This is a genomic window from Citricoccus sp. NPDC079358 (assembly GCF_040702545.1).
Taxonomy (GTDB): domain Bacteria; phylum Actinomycetota; class Actinomycetes; order Actinomycetales; family Micrococcaceae; genus Citricoccus.
Map to the genome: position 1 here is coordinate 187853 of NZ_JBFBLI010000004.1, position 19985 is coordinate 207837.

At 69.9% G+C, this 19985-nt stretch carries 17 protein-coding genes; 5 read left to right on the forward strand and 12 right to left on the reverse strand.

Annotated elements, in window-relative coordinates:
• Window positions 1-42 precede the first annotated feature (42 nt).
• From pcaC to AB0333_RS07210, 8 genes are all read right to left on the reverse strand, one after another.
• Window positions 43-492, reverse strand: coding sequence for a 4-carboxymuconolactone decarboxylase (pcaC, locus tag AB0333_RS07175; protein WP_366217992.1), 450 nt, complete (start codon window positions 490-492; stop codon window positions 43-45).
• Window positions 489-1295: an alpha/beta hydrolase gene (locus tag AB0333_RS07180; RefSeq protein ID WP_366217994.1), complete on the reverse strand. Its 807-nt coding sequence runs from the start codon at window positions 1293-1295 to the stop codon at window positions 489-491. Before AB0333_RS07180 ends, pcaC begins: the two co-directional genes overlap by 4 nt.
• Window positions 1292-2875: a lyase family protein gene (locus tag AB0333_RS07185; RefSeq protein WP_366217996.1), complete on the reverse strand. Its 1584-nt coding sequence runs from the start codon at window positions 2873-2875 to the stop codon at window positions 1292-1294. Before AB0333_RS07185 ends, AB0333_RS07180 begins: the two co-directional genes overlap by 4 nt.
• A 244-nt stretch (window positions 2876-3119) precedes the next feature.
• Window positions 3120-3761, reverse strand: coding sequence for a protocatechuate 3,4-dioxygenase subunit alpha (pcaG, locus tag AB0333_RS07190; RefSeq protein ID WP_366217998.1), 642 nt, complete (start codon window positions 3759-3761; stop codon window positions 3120-3122).
• Window positions 3751-4476 carry a protocatechuate 3,4-dioxygenase subunit beta gene (gene pcaH / locus AB0333_RS07195; protein WP_366218112.1) on the reverse strand — a complete coding sequence of 242 codons (726 nt, stop codon included), beginning with the start codon at window positions 4474-4476 and terminating at the stop codon, window positions 3751-3753. Before pcaH ends, pcaG begins: the two co-directional genes overlap by 11 nt.
• A 245-nt stretch (window positions 4477-4721) precedes the next feature.
• A complete protein-coding gene (locus AB0333_RS07200) occupies window positions 4722-5954 on the reverse strand; it encodes a 4-hydroxybenzoate 3-monooxygenase (protein ID WP_366218000.1) in 1233 nt (410 codons plus the stop codon).
• 171 nt (window positions 5955-6125) lie between these two features.
• On the reverse strand, window positions 6126-7040 hold the full coding sequence (locus AB0333_RS07205) for a helix-turn-helix domain-containing protein (protein WP_366218002.1): 915 nt from the start codon (window positions 7038-7040) through the stop codon (window positions 6126-6128).
• A gap of 115 nt (window positions 7041-7155) precedes the next feature.
• On the reverse strand, window positions 7156-8085 hold the full coding sequence (locus tag AB0333_RS07210) for a DUF559 domain-containing protein (RefSeq protein ID WP_366218004.1): 930 nt from the start codon (window positions 8083-8085) through the stop codon (window positions 7156-7158).
• 337 nt (window positions 8086-8422) lie between these two features.
• Here AB0333_RS07210 and AB0333_RS07215 point away from each other — a divergent pair, with 337 nt between their 5' ends.
• A complete protein-coding gene (locus AB0333_RS07215; protein ID WP_366218113.1) occupies window positions 8423-10111 on the forward strand; it encodes an IS1182 family transposase in 1689 nt (562 codons plus the stop codon).
• Window positions 10112-10167: 56 nt separating this feature from the next.
• Here the strand turns inward: AB0333_RS07215 and AB0333_RS07220 are convergent, their stop codons facing one another.
• The 3 genes from AB0333_RS07220 to AB0333_RS07230 form a co-directional block, all read right to left on the reverse strand.
• Complete coding sequence (locus AB0333_RS07220) at window positions 10168-10962, reverse strand: ABC transporter ATP-binding protein (RefSeq protein WP_313816775.1); 795 nt, start codon at window positions 10960-10962, stop codon at window positions 10168-10170.
• Between the two features lie 187 nt (window positions 10963-11149).
• Complete coding sequence (locus AB0333_RS07225) at window positions 11150-12049, reverse strand: ABC transporter permease (RefSeq protein ID WP_366218006.1); 900 nt, start codon at window positions 12047-12049, stop codon at window positions 11150-11152.
• Window positions 12046-13107 carry an ABC transporter permease gene (locus AB0333_RS07230; protein WP_366218008.1) on the reverse strand — a complete coding sequence of 354 codons (1062 nt, stop codon included), beginning with the start codon at window positions 13105-13107 and terminating at the stop codon, window positions 12046-12048. The genes AB0333_RS07225 and AB0333_RS07230 overlap by 4 nt, the downstream gene beginning before the upstream one ends.
• A gap of 213 nt (window positions 13108-13320) precedes the next feature.
• Between AB0333_RS07230 and AB0333_RS07235 the strand changes: the two genes are divergently transcribed.
• The 4 genes from AB0333_RS07235 (at window position 13321) to AB0333_RS07250 (ending at window position 18310) form a co-directional block, all read left to right on the forward strand.
• Complete coding sequence (locus tag AB0333_RS07235) at window positions 13321-14229, forward strand: LysR family transcriptional regulator (RefSeq protein WP_366218010.1); 909 nt, start codon at window positions 13321-13323, stop codon at window positions 14227-14229.
• Between the two features lie 68 nt (window positions 14230-14297).
• Window positions 14298-15413: an ABC transporter substrate-binding protein gene (locus tag AB0333_RS07240; protein ID WP_366218012.1), complete on the forward strand. Its 1116-nt coding sequence runs from the start codon at window positions 14298-14300 to the stop codon at window positions 15411-15413.
• Window positions 15410-17173, forward strand: a complete 1764-nt coding sequence (locus AB0333_RS07245; protein ID WP_366218014.1) for a thiamine pyrophosphate-binding protein — start codon at window positions 15410-15412, stop codon at window positions 17171-17173. The genes AB0333_RS07240 and AB0333_RS07245 overlap by 4 nt, the downstream gene beginning before the upstream one ends.
• A gap of 93 nt (window positions 17174-17266) precedes the next feature.
• A complete protein-coding gene (locus AB0333_RS07250; RefSeq protein ID WP_366218016.1) occupies window positions 17267-18310 on the forward strand; it encodes an ABC transporter substrate-binding protein in 1044 nt (347 codons plus the stop codon).
• A gap of 17 nt (window positions 18311-18327) precedes the next feature.
• On the opposite strand, the gene AB0333_RS07255 is transcribed toward AB0333_RS07250, so the two are convergent.
• Window positions 18328-19962, reverse strand: coding sequence for a dihydrolipoamide acetyltransferase family protein (locus tag AB0333_RS07255; protein WP_366218018.1), 1635 nt, complete (start codon window positions 19960-19962; stop codon window positions 18328-18330).
• Between the last annotated feature and the right edge of the window lie 23 nt (window positions 19963-19985).

The following is a 19985-nucleotide window of genomic DNA, read 5'->3' on the forward strand; positions in this document are numbered from 1 at the left end:
TGAGCCCGGATCACTCCGTGGCTCGGGGCGTGCTGGCGGTCCTCAGAGGTCCTTGCCGGCCGCCAGGTCCTCGTCCACCTGGGCGAAGACCTCCTGGGCCAGCTTGAAGGCGATGTTGGCGGCCGGGACGGAGGAGTAGATGGCGGTCTGCAGCAGGATCTCCTTGATCTCCTCCCGCGTCAGGCCGTTGCGCAGGGCCGCACGGAGGTGCATGGCGGCCTCTTCCCAGTATCCACCCGCGACCATCGCGGAGATGGTGACGGCCGAGCGCATCTTGCGGTCCAGGCCCGGGCGGGTCCAGATGGTCCCCCAGGCGTAACGCGTGATGAGGTTCTGGAAGTCCTCGGTGGTCTCGTCCTTGTTGGCCTCGGCCCGGTCCACGTGGGCGGTGCCGAGGACCTCGCGGCGCACGGCCATGCCGGCGTCGTAGACCTCCTGGGAGGTGCGGTCCATCTGGTGTCCCACCGGCTGGCCGGTCTGGTTCTCGCTCATGCGGTGAAGGCCTCCTTCAGGATGGTGGCGGTCTCGGCGGGCTTCTCGATCGGCGCCTGGTGCGCCACGTCCTGGAGCACGTGGGCCTGACCGGAGGCGACGCCGGCCGCGATCGCCTCGCCGTCGGCCGGCGGGCAGACCCCGTCCTCGGCGCCGTGGAGGGCCACGATCGGCACGGTGATCTCCTCCAGTCGCTCCCGCACATCGAAGCCGCCGAGTGCCTCGCACAGCCGGGCGTAGGAGAAGCGGTCGGCTTCCTGCAGGGTGTGCAGCACGCGGGTGGTGCGCTCGGGGTGCTGCTCGATGAATCCCGGGGCGAACCACTTCTCGGCGGAGCCGGCCACCATGGACGGGGTGCCGGCGGCCTCCACAAAGGTGGCCCGCTCCTGCCAGGCCTCGGTCTGGCCGATCTTCGCGGCGGAGCAGATCACGGCGATGCCGTCGAACAGCTCACCGTGGTCCAGGCCGAGCTGCAGGGCGACCGCCCCGTTGATGGACACCCCGGCGTAGTAGACCTTGGCCCCGGCGGGGATGGTTCCGGCCGCATGCTGGGCCGTCACCAGCTCGGCCACGGCGTTGGCCAGGTCCGCCATGGCGAGCGGCTCGGGGTGGGCCGGGGACTGGCCGTGGCCGGGCAGGTCCCAGCCGATGACCTGGAAGCGGTCCGCCAGCTCGTTGGCGGCTTCCGCCCAGAGGGCCTGGACGCCGGTGCCGAGGCCGGCACCCACGAACAGGACGTCTTTGTCCGGGGCGGCCTCGCCCTCGCCGGAGAGGCGGATGGCGGCGATCTCGGGTGTGCTCACGTGGTGCTCCATTCTGCGAAATTGCGGTACTCGGCGACGAGGCGGTCCACCAGGGTGGTGGCCTCGCCGGTGTAGTTGGCGGGGTCCAGCAGGCCGTCCAGCTCGGCGTCTGAGACGGAGTCCGGCAGGGCGGCGCGCAGCAGGCTCCGGAAGTCGTTCCCCGGCTGCCGGCTGCGCTGCGAGTCCAGGCTGCGGTCCACGATCTCCTGCAACCGTTCTTTGCCGGAACGGGTCGTGCCGGAATCGGCCGCGCCGGAGCCGGTCTGCCCACCGTTCCCCGAGCCAGTGTTCGAGCCACCCTTCCCCGAGCCGCTGTCCGGGCCGCCCTCCTCGAGGAGCGGGGCCAGTTCGGCCATGAGCCGCTCGGAGACCAGCAGTGGCCCCACGCGGTTCAGGTTCTCGACCATGCGGTCCGTGTTGACGCGCAGTCCGGAGACGAGTTCCGCCGTCCGCGCGGCGGCTCCCCCGGCGGTGCGCAGCAGCTGGCGCAGGGCCGGCCACTCGGCGTGCCAGGCGCCGTCCGGGCGCTCCTCGTTGGCGGCGCCGGCGGCGGTGAGGACCTGCGCGAGCGTGCCGGGGGCGCCGAGCGCGCCGGCGTGGATCATCACGGACAGCACGGGGTTCTGCTTGTGCGGCATCGCGGAAGACCCACCGCGGCCGGCGACCAGCGGCTCACCGAGTTCGCCGTTCTCGATCCGGGCGGAGATCAGCACGTCGTTGGCGATCTTCCCGCAGGCCGCCACCACATCGGCCAGCGCGGCGGCCAGCCCGGTGATGGGCATGCGGTTGGTCTGCCACGGCCCGGCGGGAGCCTGCAGGCCCAGTCGCACCGCCAGGTCCTCGACGAGGGTGAAGGCATCGGTGCGGGCGTCCAGCGTCCCGGCGGCCCGGGCCTTGGCCACCCGCCCGGCCAGGGCGGCCATGGTGCCGGCGGCGCCGCCCCACTGGATCGGCAGGTCGGCGGTGGCGTCCTCGAGCCGGCGGCCGGCCTGGGCCAGACCGGACATCCAGCCGGCGGCCCGCAGTCCGAAGGTGGAGGGCAGGGAGTGCTGCGCGAGGGAGCGGGCCACCATGGGGGTGGCGCGGTGCTCGGTGGCCAGCTCCGCCAGGGACCCGACGGCGGCACGCAGGTCCGCCAGGATCGTCCCGGCGACCTGGGCGGCCATCCGCAGCATGGCGGTGTCCATGATGTCCTGGCTGGTGGCCCCGACGTGGATGGCGGCGGAAACCCCGGGCACGGCGGGGGCGGCCTGGGCGGCGCGGGCCCGCATCGCCTGGAGCGCCGGGATGAGGACGTTGCCGCCGTTCTGGCCCGCATGGGCGAGCCCGATCAGGTCATAGTCCGCCAGGTGACGCGGGTCGGCGGCCTCGGCGGCAGCGGCGGCCTGGGCCTCGGTGACCATCCCGTGGTCGGCGAGGACCGCGGTCCATGCGGCCTCGACCTGCAGCAGGTGGAGCAGGTAGCTCGCGTCCGAGGACTGGACCACCGCGGTGGTGCCGGAGGACAGCGGGTCCAGCAGGCCGGCGTCGGCCTCCAGGGCCAGGGCAGTCAGCCCCGGCACTCCGGACAACTCAGCCACACCGAGCGAACCAGCTGAACCGACTGAACCGGCTGAACCGGACGCGGTGGCCTGGTGGTCTGACGGCGACGCGGGCGTGGACATCGGTGGGCGCTCTCCTGGGATGGTGGGGTTGTTTCTAGGCTATCCGCACCGATGGCCCGGCGGGCCTTTGCGTCCGTTCTCGTCACGGAGGCGCAGGTCCCGCCGGGCCATCAGGCGGCGGTGTGCCGGGTGGTGCCGGCACTCATCCTTCGGTACCGGATCAGTCGTGCACCGGGTACTCGATGCCGGGGAACTGCAGGAAGACGGTCTCCTTCTCGCCCTGCAGGTGGATGTCGAATCGCAGGGTCCCATCGGCCTCGCGCTCGGCGATCAGCGTCTGGCGGCGGTCCGCCTCCACGGAGGAGAGCAGCGCGTCCTTCTCGAGGGCGGCGGTGTCCTCCGGCAGGTAGATCCGGGTGTGCAGTTTGTTCATCAGGCCGCGGGCGAAGACCACCACGTGGATGAACGGCGCCTTGCCCTCCTCCGTGGCACCGGGGTTCACGGTGGAGAAGGTGTAGGTGCCCACGTTGTCCGCGGTGGCCCGGCCCCAGCCGGTGAAGGTCCAGCCGTCCCGGACCAGCGAGCCGGTCTCCTGCGGGATCTGCCCGTTCTCATCGGCCTGCCAGATCTCAATCATGGCGTCCGGGATCGGTGCCCCGGAGCCGTCGTAGATGGTGCCGGTCAGGCGCACGGCCTTCGGGCTGGCCGGGTTCACCAGGTGCTGGCCGTCCCGGAAGGGGATGTGCACGTTCTCGTACCCGGAGGCGTAGCCGAAGAACGGGCCGATGGTCTGGCCCGGGGTCGCCACCAGCTTCTCGCCGCCAGTGCGTGCCGATTCAAGCTGGTTCTTCTCAATGCGCATCGTGCTCGTCCTCCATCCAGGTACGGTTGCTGCCGGTCAGGACGATGTCCCAGTAGTAGCCGGTGTTCCACTCGTGCGTGGAGACGTTGTGATCGTAGGTGGCGACCAGGCGGTCGCGGGCCTTCTGGTCCGTGATCGACTGGTAGATCGGGTCCAGGCTGAACAGCGGATCGCCCGGGAAGTACATCTGGGTGATCATGCGCTGGGTGAAGTCCGTGCCGAACAGCGAGAAGTGGATGTGCGCCGGACGCCACGCGTTGTGGTGGTTCTTCCACGGGTACGGGGCCGGCTTGATGGTGGTGAACTCGTAAAAGCCCTTGTCATCGGTGATGGTGCGGCCTACACCGGTGAAGTTGGGGTCCAGCGGCGCGGGGTGCTGATCGCGCTTGTGCACGTAGCGGCCGGAGGCGTTGGCCTGCCAGATCTCCACCAGCTGGTTGCGCACCGCGCGGCCGTCGCCGTCCAGCACGCGGCCGCGGACCACCATGCGCTCGCCCAGCGGCTCGCCGTTGCCCTGGACGGTCAGGTCAGACTCCAAGGTGTGGACGTCCCGGTGGCCGAAGGCCGGGGACCACAGCTCGATGGTCTCCGGGTCGGTGTGGTGCATGTCCTTGGTGGGGTGGCGCAGCAGGGAGCTGCGGTACGGCGGGAAGTTCACGCGCGGCTGGGTCTCCCCGGACGCCGAGTCGTGGATGCCCTTGATCTCGGCGCTGATGGTCTCCTGGGAGTCCTGCGTCGCGGCGGGGTCGAGCACGTGGCTGTTGTCAAAGGTCTCGTCGTCCTCGACGACGGGTCCGGTGTTCTCGGTGATGTCGTTGCTCACGGGCTGCTCCTTTCTACGGTTCTGGTGCTGCAGTGGACGGAATCGTTGACGGTGATGCGGTGGTGCGGGGAGGAGACCGGGCCCGACGTCGGCCGGTCCCCTCCAGCGCCGGCCCGCGGGCCGGCGTCGGGCACCGGTCAGGCGTGCGGCCAGCCGGTGTACGACTCGGCCAGGTATTGCTGGCCGTAGCGCGAGGAGGTGACGGTCTCGAGCTCACCGAGCGCGCGCTTGGTCTCGAACGGGTGGGCGTCCTGGCGGGTGTGGAGCATGGACGTCATCCAGTAGGAGAAGTTCTGGGCCTTCCAGACGCGCTTCAGGGCGGTCTCGGAGTAACCGTCCAGCAGCTCGCGGGAGCCGGTGGCGTAGAACGAGTCGAGGGCCTCGAACAGCACCCTGATGTCCGCGAACGCCAGGTTCAGGCCCTTGGCCCCGGTCGGCGGGACGGTGTGTGCGGCGTCCCCGGCCAGGAACATGTTGCCGTGGCTCATGGGCTCGCGGACGAAGGAGCGGAAGCCGAGCACCGTCTTGTCGAAGATCGGGCCGGTCTTGAGCTGGAAGCCGTCCGGGCCGTCCACGCGCTTCTGCAGTTCGGACCAGATCCGGTCATCCGACCAGTCCTCGGTCTTCTCCGCCGGATCACACTGGAAGTACATCCGCTGGACGTTCGCGGAGCGCTGGGAGATCAGGGCGAAGCCGTGCGGGGAGTTCGCGTAGATCAGCTCCGGCGAGGACTTCGGGGCCTCGGTGAGGATCCCGAACCAGGCGAAGGGGTACTCGATCTTGAAGTCCTGGTGGCCCTGTTCCTGGCCGACCGCGCGGCGGCAGAAGGAGCGGGAGCCGTCGGCGCCCACGAGGATGTCGCAGTGGATCTCGTGGACGGCGTCCGGGTCGGCGCCGGCGGAGACGTCCCGGTAGCGGATCTTCGGGGTGTCCGTCTTCAGGTCCGACACCTCGATGACCTCGGACTCGTAGCGGAGGTCTCCGCCATCCCGCTCCCGGGCCGCGGCCAGGTCGATGAACACCTCGTTCTGGGCGTACAGGGTGACCGTGGCGTCCACGAGGTCCGGGAAGTTCAGCGGGTGGGACTCGCCATTGAAGCGCAGGTCGATGCCCTCGTGCTCGTCCCCGTGGTTCAGCACGCGGCCGTCCACGCCGGACTCCGTGAGCATCTTCACGGCCTGCTGTTCCAGGATGCCCGCGCGGTGGGTGTTCTTGATGGTCTCCTGGTCCCGCAGTTCGACGACCACGTTCTCGATGCCCTGCTTCGAGAGCAGGTGGGAGAGCAGGAGCCCGGCGGGGCCGCCTCCGACGATGCCCACCTTCGTCCGGGTGACCTGTGGTGCATCTGCGCTGCCTCCGCTGGCTGCCATTCCAACTCCTTCGTTGTGCCGGGACTCCGCGGGCGGGCCAGGCCTCACCGCGCGGAGATGTCGTCAAGGCCGCCCACTGCAGGGCCGGGCCTTCTGCCACCAGTGTGATGGAGCGTACAGACGTTTGAGGGATCAATTCTCACGGAGTGAGAAGAAGGACCGCGATGCAGGTCACGCCCCGGTGTCCGGCAGGGCCACCGGCGGGTGCTGCGGGAACACCATGTCCGACGCCGGCATGCCCGCCTGAGGGCCCAGCGCGCGGCTGATGCCGCGAGCCGCGGCCAGCAGCATCGGTGCCAGTCCGGGCCGGAATTCCGAGGAGCGGGGCACCACCACACCGAGGGCCGCCACGGCATGGCCCTCCGGTGTGAGGACCGGCACGGCGACGCCGGTGGCCTCCGAGTCGATCTGCCCATCCGCCGAGGCCCACCCCTGTTGGCGCACCTCGGCGAGAAGCTGGCGGAGTTCCGCCTCGGTCGGGTTGACCACGTTCTGCGCGTTGCCGCGCAGGGCGACCCCGCCCGAGGTTCCGGACGCCCCGGAGCTGGCGGGGCCGGCGTCGTGCCAGGGACCCTTCAGCGGGGCACCGAGCTCAGCGCCATGCTCCGCGAGGAAGGACTCGGTGACGTAGCGGCGGGAGAAGGCGAGCAGGACGAGGCCGAGGGAGGTGGTGAAGGTCGGCATGCGGCCGGCGATGGTGGCCTGGTTGGGCACGGCGCCGCGGGCGGAGAGTCGCTCCAGCACGAGCACGCCGCTGGCGTCCAGGACCGCGATCTGGGTGTGTTGGCGCAGCACCGCCTGGACGTCGTCCATGTACGGCATGGCCGCCTGCCGCAGGGAGGTCCCGGGGGCGGAGCGGGAGGCCAGCTCCCAGAGCTTCATGCCCGGCCCGACGGCGCCGCCCGGCGCCCGCTCGAGCAGGCCCGCCGCCGCGAGCCGGTCCACCCACCGGTAGGCGCTGGGCAGGGGGATGGCGGCGCGGCGGGCGAGGGCGGAGATGGACAGGGTGGGCCGGTCCGTGTCGAAGGCGCCGAGGATCCGGATCAACCGGTCCAGGGTGGTGTCCTTGGGGTGCTCCTCCGCCATACCCCGAGCCTACCGACTGCCCCACTCCCACTTTCCGGGCAGATATTCGGAGTTCGCCAGGCCCGCCGGCTTGTGCGGGCAGAGATGAGTACTCATATCTGCCCGCATAACGCAGTCAATCGGCACGGCGAGCCGGTCGAGCCGGTAGAGGTCGGCGGGCCGGTTGGGACAGGCGGGCACGGACCTGCCGGATGACATCACGGAGATCGTCGTGCAGGTCCTCCACCGTGATCCGGATGACGATCCACCCATGGCGTTCGAACCAGGCATCGCGGCGGGCGTCGATCAGCTGCTGCTCCGGGCTGCGATGGTGCTCGCCGTCGTACTGGAGGGCGACCTTGGCCTCCCGAAATCCGAGGTCAGCCGGGTACGGGTCGCCATCCAGGGAGGTGGCATGGACCTGCAGCTCCGGTTCGGGCAGGCCCGCGTCCACCAGCATCAACCGGACGAGCGTCTCTGTCGGAGAATCCGCGCCCACTCGGACCCGCGGCAACGCGGCCCGCGCCAGGCGGACTCCTTTGAAGCGACCCCCGCGGTGAAGTGCCCTCTCCAAGTCGCCCGGAGTGCTGACCGGTTCCATCCGTCCGCCGTTGAGCCACGGATGCTTGACGAGATGGTCGCCGGCGGCCACCAGGTGAGCCTCCTGACCCGGCCGGAGCAGGGACGCCAGGTCCAGCCACGTGCGCTCCGGACTGGTGCACGGCAAGCCGTGGTGGAGTATGACGTCGGCCGGGTCCAGCGGGCGGCGATGCCCCGTGATCCCGGGACGGCGGCTGCGCAGCTCCGGCCCCGGTCCGGTGATCTGCAGATCCGGCTCGTCGGCGAGCCAGGGCGGCAGCGGGATCCCGTAGAGATGCGCCGCCGACTGGTGGGAGAGGGCTCCACCCGTCACGTCCAGCAGCGCAGCCAGGGACTGTGGGTCCAGGCCATGCTCGGGATCGGGAAGACCGAGCTCGGCCCACCGCGGCAACTCGAGAGGACGATGTCGGTACAGGCCATGGGCGAATCGATCGACATCGGACGCCAGCAGCCTGTCGATCGACACCCCCTGAGCCCGCGCCTGGCCATGGGTAAAAGGGGCGGCGCACAAGTCCTGGGGAAGTGGCCGGCGTCGAGACATGAGGCCAGCATGACGGGCCGGGACACCCTCCGAACCACCGCGATCAGCGAACTGTGGACAACACGCCCGGCTGTCCACAGACCACCCGCCATGAACGCGCTTTGCGGGCAGAAATAAGTACTCATCTCTGACCCTGTTGGTTTATTTGGCGACGCGCCGGGTTGCCTTCCGTGTAGGGGGTGTCGGGGATTGACAGGGTTGGTGGTGCGGTCGTTGTGTCCTGTTTCCCTGTTCTCTGTCGCGGCCGCAGAATGGGTGGGTGATGTCTGTACAGCCGAAGCCATGGCCCGAGGTGCCGGCCGAGACCGCGCGGATCGCCAAGGCGGCGTTCCGGAAGGGATCGTTGCCGATCCGGATCCGGGACATGCTGGGCAACTGGTGTGAGGACGAGTCGTTCGCCTCGGCCTACGGCAGACGTGGCAGGCCGGGGATCTCCCCGGCCCAGTTGGCGGTGGTGACGGTGCTGGCCTTCACGGAGAACCTGACCGATCGGCAGGCCGCGGACGCGGTGCGGGCCAGGGTTGACTGGAAGTACTGCCTAGGCCTGGCTCTGGATGACGAGGGGTTCGATTTCTCGGTGCTCTCGGAGTTCCGGACCCGGCTGGTCGCCGACAGGATGGAGGCCAGGATCTTCGAATTGCTGCTTCAGAAGCTGAAGGACGAGGGCCTGCTGGGCGCAGGTGAGCGCCAGCGCACGGATTCGACCCACGTTCTGGCCGCGGTCCGGTCGCTGAACCGGCTTGAGCTGGCCGGGGAGGCCCTGCGGGCCGCACTGGAGGCATTGGCAGCCGCGGCACCGGATTGGCTGGCCACGGTGATCGACCCCTCGTGGGCCGAACGCTACGGGGCCCGGATCGACACCCTGCATCTGCCGAGCAGTGAAACGAAGAAGCGGGAACTGGCAGTGAGTTACGGCCGGAACGGCCACCTGCTGTTGGATGCCGTGACCGCGCCCGGGGCTCCGTCCTGGCTGACCGAACTACCGGCCGTTCAGGCGTTGCGGCGCATCTGGGTCCAGCAGTACTACCGCAGCATCGATGGCCGCGGCGGGCAGGAGGTGATCCGGCGGGAGCCCCAGGACAAGGGTCTCCCGCCGGGCAGGGCGAGGATCGTCTCTCCATATGATCTCGAGGCCCGCTACAGCGAGAAACGCGGCACCGGCTGGGACGGATACAAGGCCCACTTCAGCGAAACGTGCCACGAACCACAGGCTGACGGCACCCAGCCGGCCCCGAACCTGATCAGCATGGTGGCGACCACCACCGCCACGGTGCCCGATGTGGCGATGACCGAATCCATCCACAACCAACTCGACGAGTACGACCTGGCCCCGGGCGAGCACGTCGTCGATGCCGGCTACACCTCGGCCGAGCTGCTGCTGGCCGCCCGGGCCCGGGGCATCACCCTGATCGGGCCGGGCCTGGCCGATACCTCCGTCCAGGCCCGGACCGGCGGATACACCGCCGGGGCCTTCGACATCGACTGGCAGAACGAGCAGGCCACCTGCCCGCAGGGAAAGACCAGCACCTCGTGGAGCCCGGGCACCCAACGCGGCACACAGGCCATCGTGGTCCGCTTCGCCGTCGCCGACTGCCGCGACTGCCCGGTCCGGGACCGGTGCACCACCGCCAAGGGCAGGGGACGCCAGATCAGCCTGCGTCCCCGCGAGATCCACGAAGCGGTCCAGGCCGCCCGCGCCGAACAGACCACCGAGGAATGGGCCCGCCGATACCGGATCCGTTCCGGAGTCGAGAGCACCATGCGCCAGGCCACCCACGTCACGGGTGTCCGCCGAGCCCGCTACAAGGGCCTGGCCAAGACCCGCCTGGAACACGCCACCGCAGCCACCGCGATCAACCTGATCCGCCTCGACGCCTGGTGGACCGGCCACCCCCTGGACCGAACCAGAACCACCCACCTCCAACGACTCCACTTCACCCTCGCCGCATGACCCAGCCAAATAAACCAACAGGGTCATCTCTGCCCGCAAAGCGGAGGGGTGGGGGGTTACTTGGCCAGGGCGTCTTCGGGGCGGAAGCCCTTCTTGGCTAGCTGGATCTGCTCGTAGACGTGGTGGCGGAGTTCGGAGAACCGCTGGGAGGAGCGGGTCTCGAGCTGGTCGCGCTCGTCCGGCAGGTCGATCAGGACGTCTTCCTGGATCACGGTGGGTGAGGAGGACAGGATGATGACGCGTTCGCCGAGGTAGACGGACTCGTCGATGTCGTGGGTGACGAACAGGATGGAGACGCCGAGCTTCTTCCAGACGCTGCGGACGAGGTCTTCCAGGTCGGCGCGGGTCTGGGCGTCCACGGCGGCGAAGGGCTCGTCCATGAGCAGCACCTGGGGCTGGTAGGCCACGGCGCGGGCGATGGCCACGCGCTGCTGCATGCCGCCGGAGAGCTGCCAGGGGTACGACTTGGGCACGTGGGCCAGGCCGACGGCCTCGAGCGCGTTGTCCACGAGCTCGTCCCGCTTGGCCTTGTCCATCCCCGCGTTCTTCAGGGGCAGTTCCACGTTGTCCCGCACCCGCATCCAGGGGAACAGGGAGCGGCCGTACTCCTGGAAGACCACGGCCATGGACTTCGGCGGGCCGGTGACCTTCTTGCCGTGCAGGGTGACTTCCCCGGCACTGGGTGCCAGCAGGCCCGCGATGCACTTGAGCAGGGTCGTCTTGCCCGAGCCCGAGGGCCCGACCAGGCAGGCCAGCTGGCCCTGGGGCAGGTCGAAGGTGAGGTTCCGGACGGCCTCGATGTCGCCGCCGTCGGTGTGGTACACCTTCTTCATGTTCCGCACGGAGAGCATGGCCTCGCCGTCCGGCATGGTCTTGCCGACGGTGATCAGTCCGTCCGGGGTCTCGGCCACGCCGCCCTGGGAGATGACGGTGCCTGCGGTGGAGGTCTGGTCAGAAGTCATGATGGCTTCCTTTTCGGTGTGAGACGGGGGGTATGCATCAGCGTGAACTGGGTCGGGGCTGACGGGTTCGGTGGGCTCAGGCTGCATTCTCGATCTCCCTCAGGCCGTGGTACCAGCGCAGCACGTTGCGCTCGATGAGCTGGAAGATAAAGGACATGATCACGCCGATGATGCCCAGCAACACGATGCCGGACCACATCTCCGGGATCGCGAAGGACCGCTGGAACTGCACGATCGTGAAGCCCAGCCCGGAGGAAGCGGCGAACATCTCGGAGATCACCATCAGGATCAGCGCGATCGACAGGGACTGGCGGATGCCGGCCATGATCTGCGGCATCGCCGAGGGCAGGATCAGGTAACGGACCCGGTTGAAGCCGGTGATCCCGTAGGTGTGCGTGGTGTCCGCCAGGACCTCGTCCATCGAGCGCACGCCCTCGATCGTGTTGAGCAGGATCGGCCAGAGCGCACCGGAGATGATGACCGCGACCTTCATGTCGTCCCCGATGCCGATCAGCAGCATCAGCACCGGGATCAGCACGGTCGGCGGGATCGCGCGGAAGAACTCGAGGGTGGGCTCGGTCAGGGCGCGCAGCCAGCGGACCGAGCCGATCAGTAGGCCGCCGACGATGCCGATGATGATCGAGCCGGCGATGCCGAACAGCAGGCGGGTCAGCGAGGGGATCACGTCCGTGGTGATCCGGTCCCCGGTCCAGGTCTCGAAGAAGGTCTCGACCAGCAGTGCCGGGGTGGGCACGAAGAAGTTCTTCTCCCCCACCGCGGTGGAGATGTACCAGATCAGCACGAGAATCACGGGCAGGGCCGCGATGAAGAACAGGCCCTTGACCGCGCCCCAGGCCCGCTTGGCGCCCGGGGACTTCTTCGCGGGGGACGACGTCGGCGCCGACCGGGAGGTGCCCGGTCCGCCTGCCGCTTCGGTCAGGTTGACGGGAGTGGCGAGGGGGGCATCGGCGCTCATTTGGCGACCTCCGTTCGGACCGAGGAGTGCCAGGACAGCACCTTGCGCTCGATCATGCGCATGACCAGGTTGATGAGGACGCCGAGCAGGCCGGTCGCCAGGATGAGGGCGTACATCGCCACGTAGGAGCCACCGGACTGGGCCTTGGCGATCTCGGCACCCAGGCCCGGGTTGCCGATGATCAGCTGGGCGGTGATCGCCAGGATCAGGGCCACGGCCGAGGCCAGTCGCACGCCGGTCATCAGGTACGGCAACGCCGTGGGGAAGATGACGTAGCGCAGCCGCGCCAGTGGACCGAGTCCGTAGGACCGGGCCGTGTTCATGGCCACGTTGTCCACGTCCGCCACCCCGTACAGGACCTGGATCAACACCTGCCAGAAGGACGCGTACACGATCAGCAGCAGTGCCGACTCGATCTCCACGCCGAACAGCAGCACAGCCAGCGGGATCAACGCCACGGACGGCACCGGGCGCATGAACTCGATGGTCGAGTTCGTGAACCGGCGCAGGAACGTGGACGAGCCGATCAAAAAGCCCAGCACGGTCGCGGAGATGCACGCGATCAGCATGCCCAGCAGCCACTGCCACATCGTGTCCCCGACGGCCTGCCAGAACGCGGTCAGACCGAAGTTCCGGAACAGGTCCGCGATGGCCGCCGAGGCCGGGGGCAGGAACGTCGGATTCACGATCCCGGTGCGCGGCAGCACCTCCCAGATCACCAGGAAGCCCAGCAGGCCCACCAGCCCCAGGGACTTGGTGCCCCAGTTGCGGCGCGGCTTGCGCGTGGCCCGGGACGGACCGGACGACGTCGGCCGACCGGTCACCCCGGACTGCGCCACCGAGGTGCGCGGCGCGGCCGGATCCGGCCGCGTGGGGATGTCGAGGCCGGCCACGGTGGCCGCATCGGTGTGCCGCCGGGTATCTCCGCGGCGGCGGTCGGAACCACTGGAGGACTCGAGACGGTGCAACCGCTCAATCTCCGATTCACGGTGGGTGTCTCCGGACCCGCCCGGGCCATGGTGGCCCGGCGCGCCGGTGGACGGGGTTGATTCAGTCATCGATCGAGGTGCTCCGCTCGCGACAGGGGGTGGTCGTTGGGGACGGCTATGCTGACATTTTCGTCAACAATATTGTGACCCGTCCCACAGGCTGTGACCAGACTAGACACGAGTGTGACTTAGTTCAACAGTTCAACAATATTGACTTTCAAGTGAATTTCCGCCCGAGGGAAGCCGACTCCCCCGGCGGACCGCGTCACCCAGGAGGCACGCATGCTCGACCTGAACCTTATCCGGGTCTTCGTCGCGGTCATGGAGGAGGGCACCCTGACTGCCGCCGCGGCGCGCCTGAACCTCACCCAGCCCTCCGTCACGCACTCCGTCAACCGCCTCCGCCGCGCCACGGGCGATGAGCTGTTCGCCCGCTCCGGCCGCGGGGTGGTGCCGACCCGGGCGGCCCGCCAGCTCTACGCCGAGGTGGCCACCATGCCCGCCGCGGCCGACGCTGCGGTGGCGAGCCTCGCAGATTTCGAGCCCGCCCACGCCGCCGCCACCTTCCGGATCGCCGTCACCGACCTCGGTCAGCTGGTGTTCCTGCCCCGGCTGGTCCCCGCCCTCGCCGCCACCGCACCCGGCTGCAGCCTGGACGTGGTTCAGCTGGACACCACCACCGCCGCGGACCTGCTGGCCGCCGGAGACCTCGACCTGGCGATCGCGTCCGCCCGCCCCCGCGGCGAGGTCCACGCCCTGCCGCTGCGCCGTGACCGCTACGTCTGCATCGCCCGCCGCGGCCGGCTCGGGCCGGCCCGCCCGACGGCCGAGGACATCTCCCGCGCCGCCCGGGTGGTCATTCGCGGCTCCACTGGCCACACGCTCATCGAGGACCGCATGCCGCCACCCGCCGGCGGGTCCGTGGCCGTCTCCAGCTTCTCCGCCATCCCCGCCCTCGTGGCCGGTACGAATCTGATCGCCTTCGTGCCGGAGATCCTCCTCGCGGAGTGGTTCCACGCCTGGGACATCGAGCAATGGCCCCTGCCCTACGAGGACACCGACGTGACCGTGCACGCCTACGCGGCGCCCCGCCCGCCGACCTCGGCCACGGCCTGGTTCGTTCCGTGGGCCGTCGACCAGCTCCAGGACCTCGGCACCACGAGCCACACCGCCCGGGCGCAGAACCTATAGATCAGATCTATGCCTGACACGCAGAACGATCATTGGACCGCGTGTGATCCACACCATACGGTGCCTCTATGACCCCTCCATCACAGACGCCTCCGTCACCGTCGCCTTCGCCGACGCCCACCCGGCTCCGCAGCCGACCCCTCGCGCACCGCGGCCGCCTCCGGTCGCTCACGTCCGGCGTCGGGCTCGTCGCCCTCAGCCTCACCGTCACCCTCGGACTGGCCGCCTGCGGTTCCGGCTCCCCGTCCGGCGGGTCCGGCGATGAGGAGGCGACGTCGGCCGGCACCGAGGCCGGCGGCGGCGCGGAGGACCTGACCCCCATCCGCGTCGGGGCCATCCCCATCGGTGACGTCGCCCCGATCCACGTCGGCGTCAAGGAGGGCTTCTTCGAGGACGAGGGCCTGGACGTCGAGGTGGTGAACACCTCCGGCGGCGCGATCGCCGTGCCGGGCGTGGTCGCCGGTGATTATGACTTCGCCTTCGGCAACACCGTCTCCCTCATGGTGGCCCGTGACCAGGGCCTGCCGCTGCAGTACGTCGCCAACGGCACCACCACCACGGGCGAGGAGGGCAAGGACTTCGCGGCCGTCATCGCCCTGGAGGACTCCGCACTGGAGACGACCGCGGACCTGCAGGGCCAGACCGCCTCCTCGAACAACCTGATGAACATCGGCGACACCTCCATCCGCCTCGCCGTGGACAACGCAGGCGGTGACGGCGCGGATATGGACTTCATCGAGCTGGCCTTCGGCGATGCCGCGGCCGCCGTGCAGAACGGCCAGGTGGAGGCGGCCCTCGTCCTGGAACCCTACCTGACCCAGTCCCTCGACGCCGGCCTGAAGGCCGTGTCCTGGCCCTACGCCGAGGCCCACCCGGACCTGGACATCGGTGGCTACTTCACCACGGAGGAGGTCATCGAGCAGCGGCCGGAGGACGTCGAGGCGTTCACCCGCGCCATGCGCAAGTCCATGGAGTACAGCCAGGAGAACCCGGACGTGGTCCGCGAGGTGATCGGCGAGTACACGGAGACGGACCCGGAGATCCTCGAGCGCATCACCCTGCCGCGCTTCAAGGCCGATTTCTCCCGCGACGCCATGACCGCCCTCGGTGAGGCCGCCGTGAAGTACGGCGTCATCGATGAGGCCCCGGACCTGGACGCTCTGCTGCCGGAGGGGACCCCATGACCACCACGGCACTGCAGCACGAGACCACCACGAAAGGACCCCAGACAGCCATGAAGGTCAGTGAGGCCGTCGGCCGCATCATCGCCCGGATGGGCGCCGCCCACGTCTTCGGCGTGGTCGGCTCCGGCAACTTCCGGGCCACCAACGCACTCCTCGCCCCGAGCGAGGAGCGTCCGGACGGGGTGCCGTTCACGGCGGCCCGGCATGAGATGGGCGCCGCCTGCATGGCCGACGCCTACTCCCGCTCCACCGGGCGGCTCTCCGTGGTCACCGTCCACCAGGGCTGCGGACTGTCCAACGCGCTGACTGGCATCGGCGAAGCCGCCAAGTCCCGCACCCCGGTGCTGGTAATCTCCGGGGACACCCCCGGCGGTCAGTACGGTTCGAACTTCTACATCGACCAGGACAAGGTCGTCGAGGGCATGGGCGCGGTGCCCGAGCGGCTGCACTCCCCCGCCTCCGCCGTGGCGGACACGATCCGCGCCGTGACCCGCGCCGTCAACGACCGGCGCACCGTGGTGCTGTCCATGCCCCTGGACGTCCAGGAGGGCAGCATCCCGGAAGCCCAGCGCGCCCTGGTGGACTCCGTGGCCCCTCCCGTGCCGCCCACGCCGGCCGGTGCCTCGCCGGAGGCGGTCGAGCGGATCGCCGAGCTGCTGGCCAGCGCCGAGCGCCCGGTGATCGTGGGCGGTCGGGGTGCCGCGGCCGGCGTCGGGCCCATCCGGGACCTGGCCGAGCGTGCGGGTGCGCTGCTGACCACCTCGGCGGTGGGGCGCGGGCTGTTCCACGAGGATCCGTGGCACCTGGACGTGATGGGCGGCTTCTCCACGGACGGGGCCGCCGAGCTGGTGCGCCAGGCCGACGTGATGCTGGTGTTCGGCGCCGCCCTGAACCGGTGGACCACCCGGGACGGCACGCACCTGCGGGGCAAGACCGTCATCCAGGTGGATGACACCCCGGCCGCGTTCGGACTCCACTACCCGGTGGACCTGACCATCCTGGGCGACGCCGGCCTCACGGCCGCCGCTGCCGCCGTCGCCCTGGGCGAACGGCTGGCGTCCACCGGGGGCACGCAGACGGGCTACCGGACCGAGGAGACCCGCGCCCGGGTGGCCGCCTCGTTGCACTGGCGGGACCAGCCCTTCGAGGACGTCTCCGAGCCCGTGATCGAGGGGGAACCGGACAGCGGGCGGATCGATCCGCGGCTGCTGACCAACCGGCTGGACGAGATGGTGCCGATGGAGCGCGTGGTGGTCCCGGACGGCGGCAACTTCAACGCCTACCCGGCCATGCACTTCCGCGTGCCGGACAACACGGGGTACTGCGTGCCGCTGGCGTTCCAGTCGATCGGCCTGGCCCTGTCCAGCGCCATGGGATCCCAGTTGGCCTCCCCGGACCGGATCGCGGTGGCCGGCGTGGGTGACGGCGGGCTGCTGATGTCCCTCGTGGAGCTGGAGACCGCCGTGCGGCTGCGGATGCCGCTGATGGTGGTGGTCTACAACGACGCCGCCTACGGAGCCGAGGTGCACCACTTCGTCCATGAGACCGACCGCCTCGACACGGTGCAGTTCCCGCCGACGGACATCGCGGCCATCGCCGCCGGCTTCGGCTGCGCGTCGGTGACCGTGCGCCAGGAATCCGACCTGGGCGCCGTGCAGGAGTGGCTCGACGGGCCGCGCGACCGCCCGATCCTCATCGACGCGAAGATCGCCGACTTCCCCTCCTGGGTGCTGGCCCACAGCTTCGCGGCCGGCGAGTAGCCCCACCCACCATCGTTTTGAGGGCAGAAATGAGTACTCATCTCTGCCCTCAAAGTGATCTGGTGCCGTCCCCCGAACGCCAGAGGAGAAACCATGAGCACCCGAATCCACCCGTCCTCCCTCCTGACCCGCCGACGCCTCCTGGCCGTCGGCACCGCAGCCGTCGTGGTCGGCACCGCTGCCGCCTGCGGGCAGGGTGACCCCTCCGGGAGCGGCGACACCGGTGAAAGCCCCGATGCGGCTGGCGGCTCGGCCGGCGGCTCCGGCGATCTGCGCGCGGTGACGGTCGGAGCGATACCGATCGTCGACGTCGCACCCCTGCACCTGGCGAAGGAGCAGGGCTTCTTCGAGGAGGCCGGCCTGGACGTGACGATCGAGTCGACCTCCGGCGGTGCCATCTCCTTCCCGGGCGTCGTCTCGGGCCAGTTTGACTTCGCCTTCGGCAACGTGGTGTCCATGATGGTGGCCCGCTCGCAGGGCATCGGCCTGAAGTTCTTCTGCTCCGGCAGCACCACCACGGGCGAACCCGGTAACGACAACGTCGCGCTCGTCGCCGCCCCGGACTCCGGATTCGAGAGCATCCGCGACCTGGCGGGCAAGACGCTGTCCTCGAACCAGCTGGCGAACATCGGGGACACCGCGTGCCGCCAGGTCATGGACAAGGCCGGCGGAGACGGCGGGTCCTTGGAGTTCATGGAGATGGCCTTCCCGGACGTCCAGGCGGCCCTGGAAAACGGGCAGCTCGACGCCGGAGTGGTGGTGGAACCCTTCGTCACCCCGGCCCTGGAAGCCGGCATGGTGGCCGTCTCCTGGCCGTATGCGGAGGCCAACCCCGAGCTCGACACCGGCGGATACTTCGCGAGCGAGGAGACCCTCGAGAACGATCCGGACCTGGTGCGGTCCTTCCGGGAGGCCCTGGTCCGCAGTCTGGAGTATGCCCAGCAGAATCCGGACGAGGTCCGCCGGATCACCGGCACCTACACCCAGACCCCGCCGGAGGTGCTGGAGACGATGAAGCTTCCGCGGTTCCGGTCTGAGTTCAACCTGGCGGCCCAGGAGGAACTGGCGGAGACCGCCCGCACGTACGGCACGGTCACCGGGGAGCTGTCCGTCCCGGACATGTTCGCAGCACTCTGAGGTGAGGTGATCCGGGGCTACTCCAGCAGGAGGGCCGGCTCCTCCATGATGGCCGCGACGTCCGCCATGAAGCGCGCCGAGAGGTCCCCGTCCACCACGCGGTGGTCGAAGGAGCCGCCCAGGGTGGTGATCCACCGCGGGATGACCTCCCCGGAGACCACCCACGGCTTCTGCCGGACGGTCCCGAAGGCCACGATGGCCACCTCGCCACGGTTGATGATCGGCGTGCCCGTATCGATGCCCAGCGCGCCGATGTTGGTGATCGAGATCGTCCCGTCCGCCATCTCCGCCGGTTGCGTCTTGCCATCCCTGGCCCGCCGGGCCAGGGTCCCGAGGGCCTCGGCCAGGTCACGGAGGGTCAGCTCGTTGGCGTTCTTGACGTTCGGCACGAGCAATCCACGCGGGGTCGCGGCGGCGATCCCGAGGTTCATGTAGTGCTTGACCAGGATCTCGTCTTCCGTCCACGAGGCGTTGACGTGCGGGTTGCGCGCCGCGGCCCAGATGACGGCCTTCGCGAGGATCAGCAACGGGGTCACCTTCACGCCCTCGAACTCACGGGAGGTCTTGAGGCGCTTGACGAACTCCATGGTCCTCGAGGCGTCCACGTCCACGAAGATGGAGACGTGCGGGGCATCCCGGTACGACTCGGAGACCGCTGCGGCCGTCGCCTTGCGCACCCCCTTGACGCGGATCCGTTCGGTGCGCCGTGAGTTGTCACCGGCGTCCGGCATCCAGAACGACGCGGAGGTGTCGATGTTCGTCTCCCGCTCGGCCAGGTAGTCCTCCACGTCCGTCCGTGTGACCTCGCCGAACTGTCCCGTGGCCCGCACCTTGGTCAGGTCCACCCCCAGTTCCTTCGCGATGCGCCGCACCGGCGGCTTGGCCAGCACGCGCTCGAACAGCCCTGCCACCTCCGTCTGGCGTTCGCGTCCGGCGGCCACCAGGTTCCCGACGGCGGCCGGCAGCCGCAGCCCGCGCGTCACCGGAGCGCTCGGGGCGCTGGAGGCGCTGGAGACGCTGGGGGCTACTGAGGCGGCCGGGGCGGTGAGGTCCGCGGCGTCTCGGGTGGGCTTCTCCCGCAGCGACGGGCTCCAGGACGGCGCCACCGCGGCCTGGCCGGACGGCTTCCGCGGGCGCCGCATGGCCGCATCCGCCTTCGGCCCGGAACCGGTCAGCGCGGCACCGGAACCGCCGGCAGCGGCCCCACCGGCCGCACCACCGGCGGTCCCCTCAGCAGCATCGCCGGCGGACGACCGCGCGGGATCGCCGCCGTCGGTCGGCACAGGGGCCTCCTCGCCGACGCCGTCCTCGGCGCTGTCACCGGATGCTGCTCCCGCTCCGGCCGGCATCGTGTATCCGGTCTCCATAGCCGCGGGGGCCGCCGGGGCCGAGCCCTCCGGGGATCCGTCCGGGGAGGCCTCTGTGGTGATGCCGATGATGGGGGTGCCGACCTCGATGGTCTGCCCGGACGGGGCCATGAGCTCGGCGACGGTGCCGGCATAGGGGCTGGGCAGCTCGACCAGGGACTTGGCGGTCTCGATCTCGCAGAGGACGTCGTTGACGGCGACCGTGTCTCCCACAGCCACGCGCCACTCCGTGATCTCGGCCTCGGTCAGGCCTTCGCCGACATCCGGCAGGGTGAAGATCTCCATGGTGCCTCCCGGCAATCAGTAGG

Coding starts and splice junctions, on each gene's coding strand:
- pcaC (WP_366217992.1), bottom strand. CDS start 492: ATGAGCGAGAACCAGACCGGCCAGCCGGTGGGACACCAGATGGACCGC.
- pcaG (WP_366217998.1), bottom strand. CDS start 3,761: ATGCGCATTGAGAAGAACCAGCTTGAATCGGCACGCACTGGCGGCGAG.
- AB0333_RS07200 (WP_366218000.1), bottom strand. CDS start 5,954: ATGGCAGCCAGCGGAGGCAGCGCAGATGCACCACAGGTCACCCGGACG.
- AB0333_RS07205 (WP_366218002.1), bottom strand. CDS start 7,040: ATGGCGGAGGAGCACCCCAAGGACACCACCCTGGACCGGTTGATCCGG.
- AB0333_RS07215 (WP_366218113.1), top strand. CDS start 8,423: ATGTCTGTACAGCCGAAGCCATGGCCCGAGGTGCCGGCCGAGACCGCG.
- AB0333_RS07220 (WP_313816775.1), bottom strand. CDS start 10,962: ATGCTCTCCGTGCGGAACATGAAGAAGGTGTACCACACCGACGGCGGC.
- AB0333_RS07225 (WP_366218006.1), bottom strand. CDS start 12,049: ATGAGCGCCGATGCCCCCCTCGCCACTCCCGTCAACCTGACCGAAGCG.
- AB0333_RS07230 (WP_366218008.1), bottom strand. CDS start 13,107: ATGACTGAATCAACCCCGTCCACCGGCGCGCCGGGCCACCATGGCCCG.
- AB0333_RS07235 (WP_366218010.1), top strand. CDS start 13,321: ATGCTCGACCTGAACCTTATCCGGGTCTTCGTCGCGGTCATGGAGGAG.
- AB0333_RS07240 (WP_366218012.1), top strand. CDS start 14,298: ATGACCCCTCCATCACAGACGCCTCCGTCACCGTCGCCTTCGCCGACG.
- AB0333_RS07245 (WP_366218014.1), top strand. CDS start 15,410: ATGACCACCACGGCACTGCAGCACGAGACCACCACGAAAGGACCCCAG.
- AB0333_RS07250 (WP_366218016.1), top strand. CDS start 17,267: ATGAGCACCCGAATCCACCCGTCCTCCCTCCTGACCCGCCGACGCCTC.
- AB0333_RS07255 (WP_366218018.1), bottom strand. CDS start 19,962: ATGGAGATCTTCACCCTGCCGGATGTCGGCGAAGGCCTGACCGAGGCC.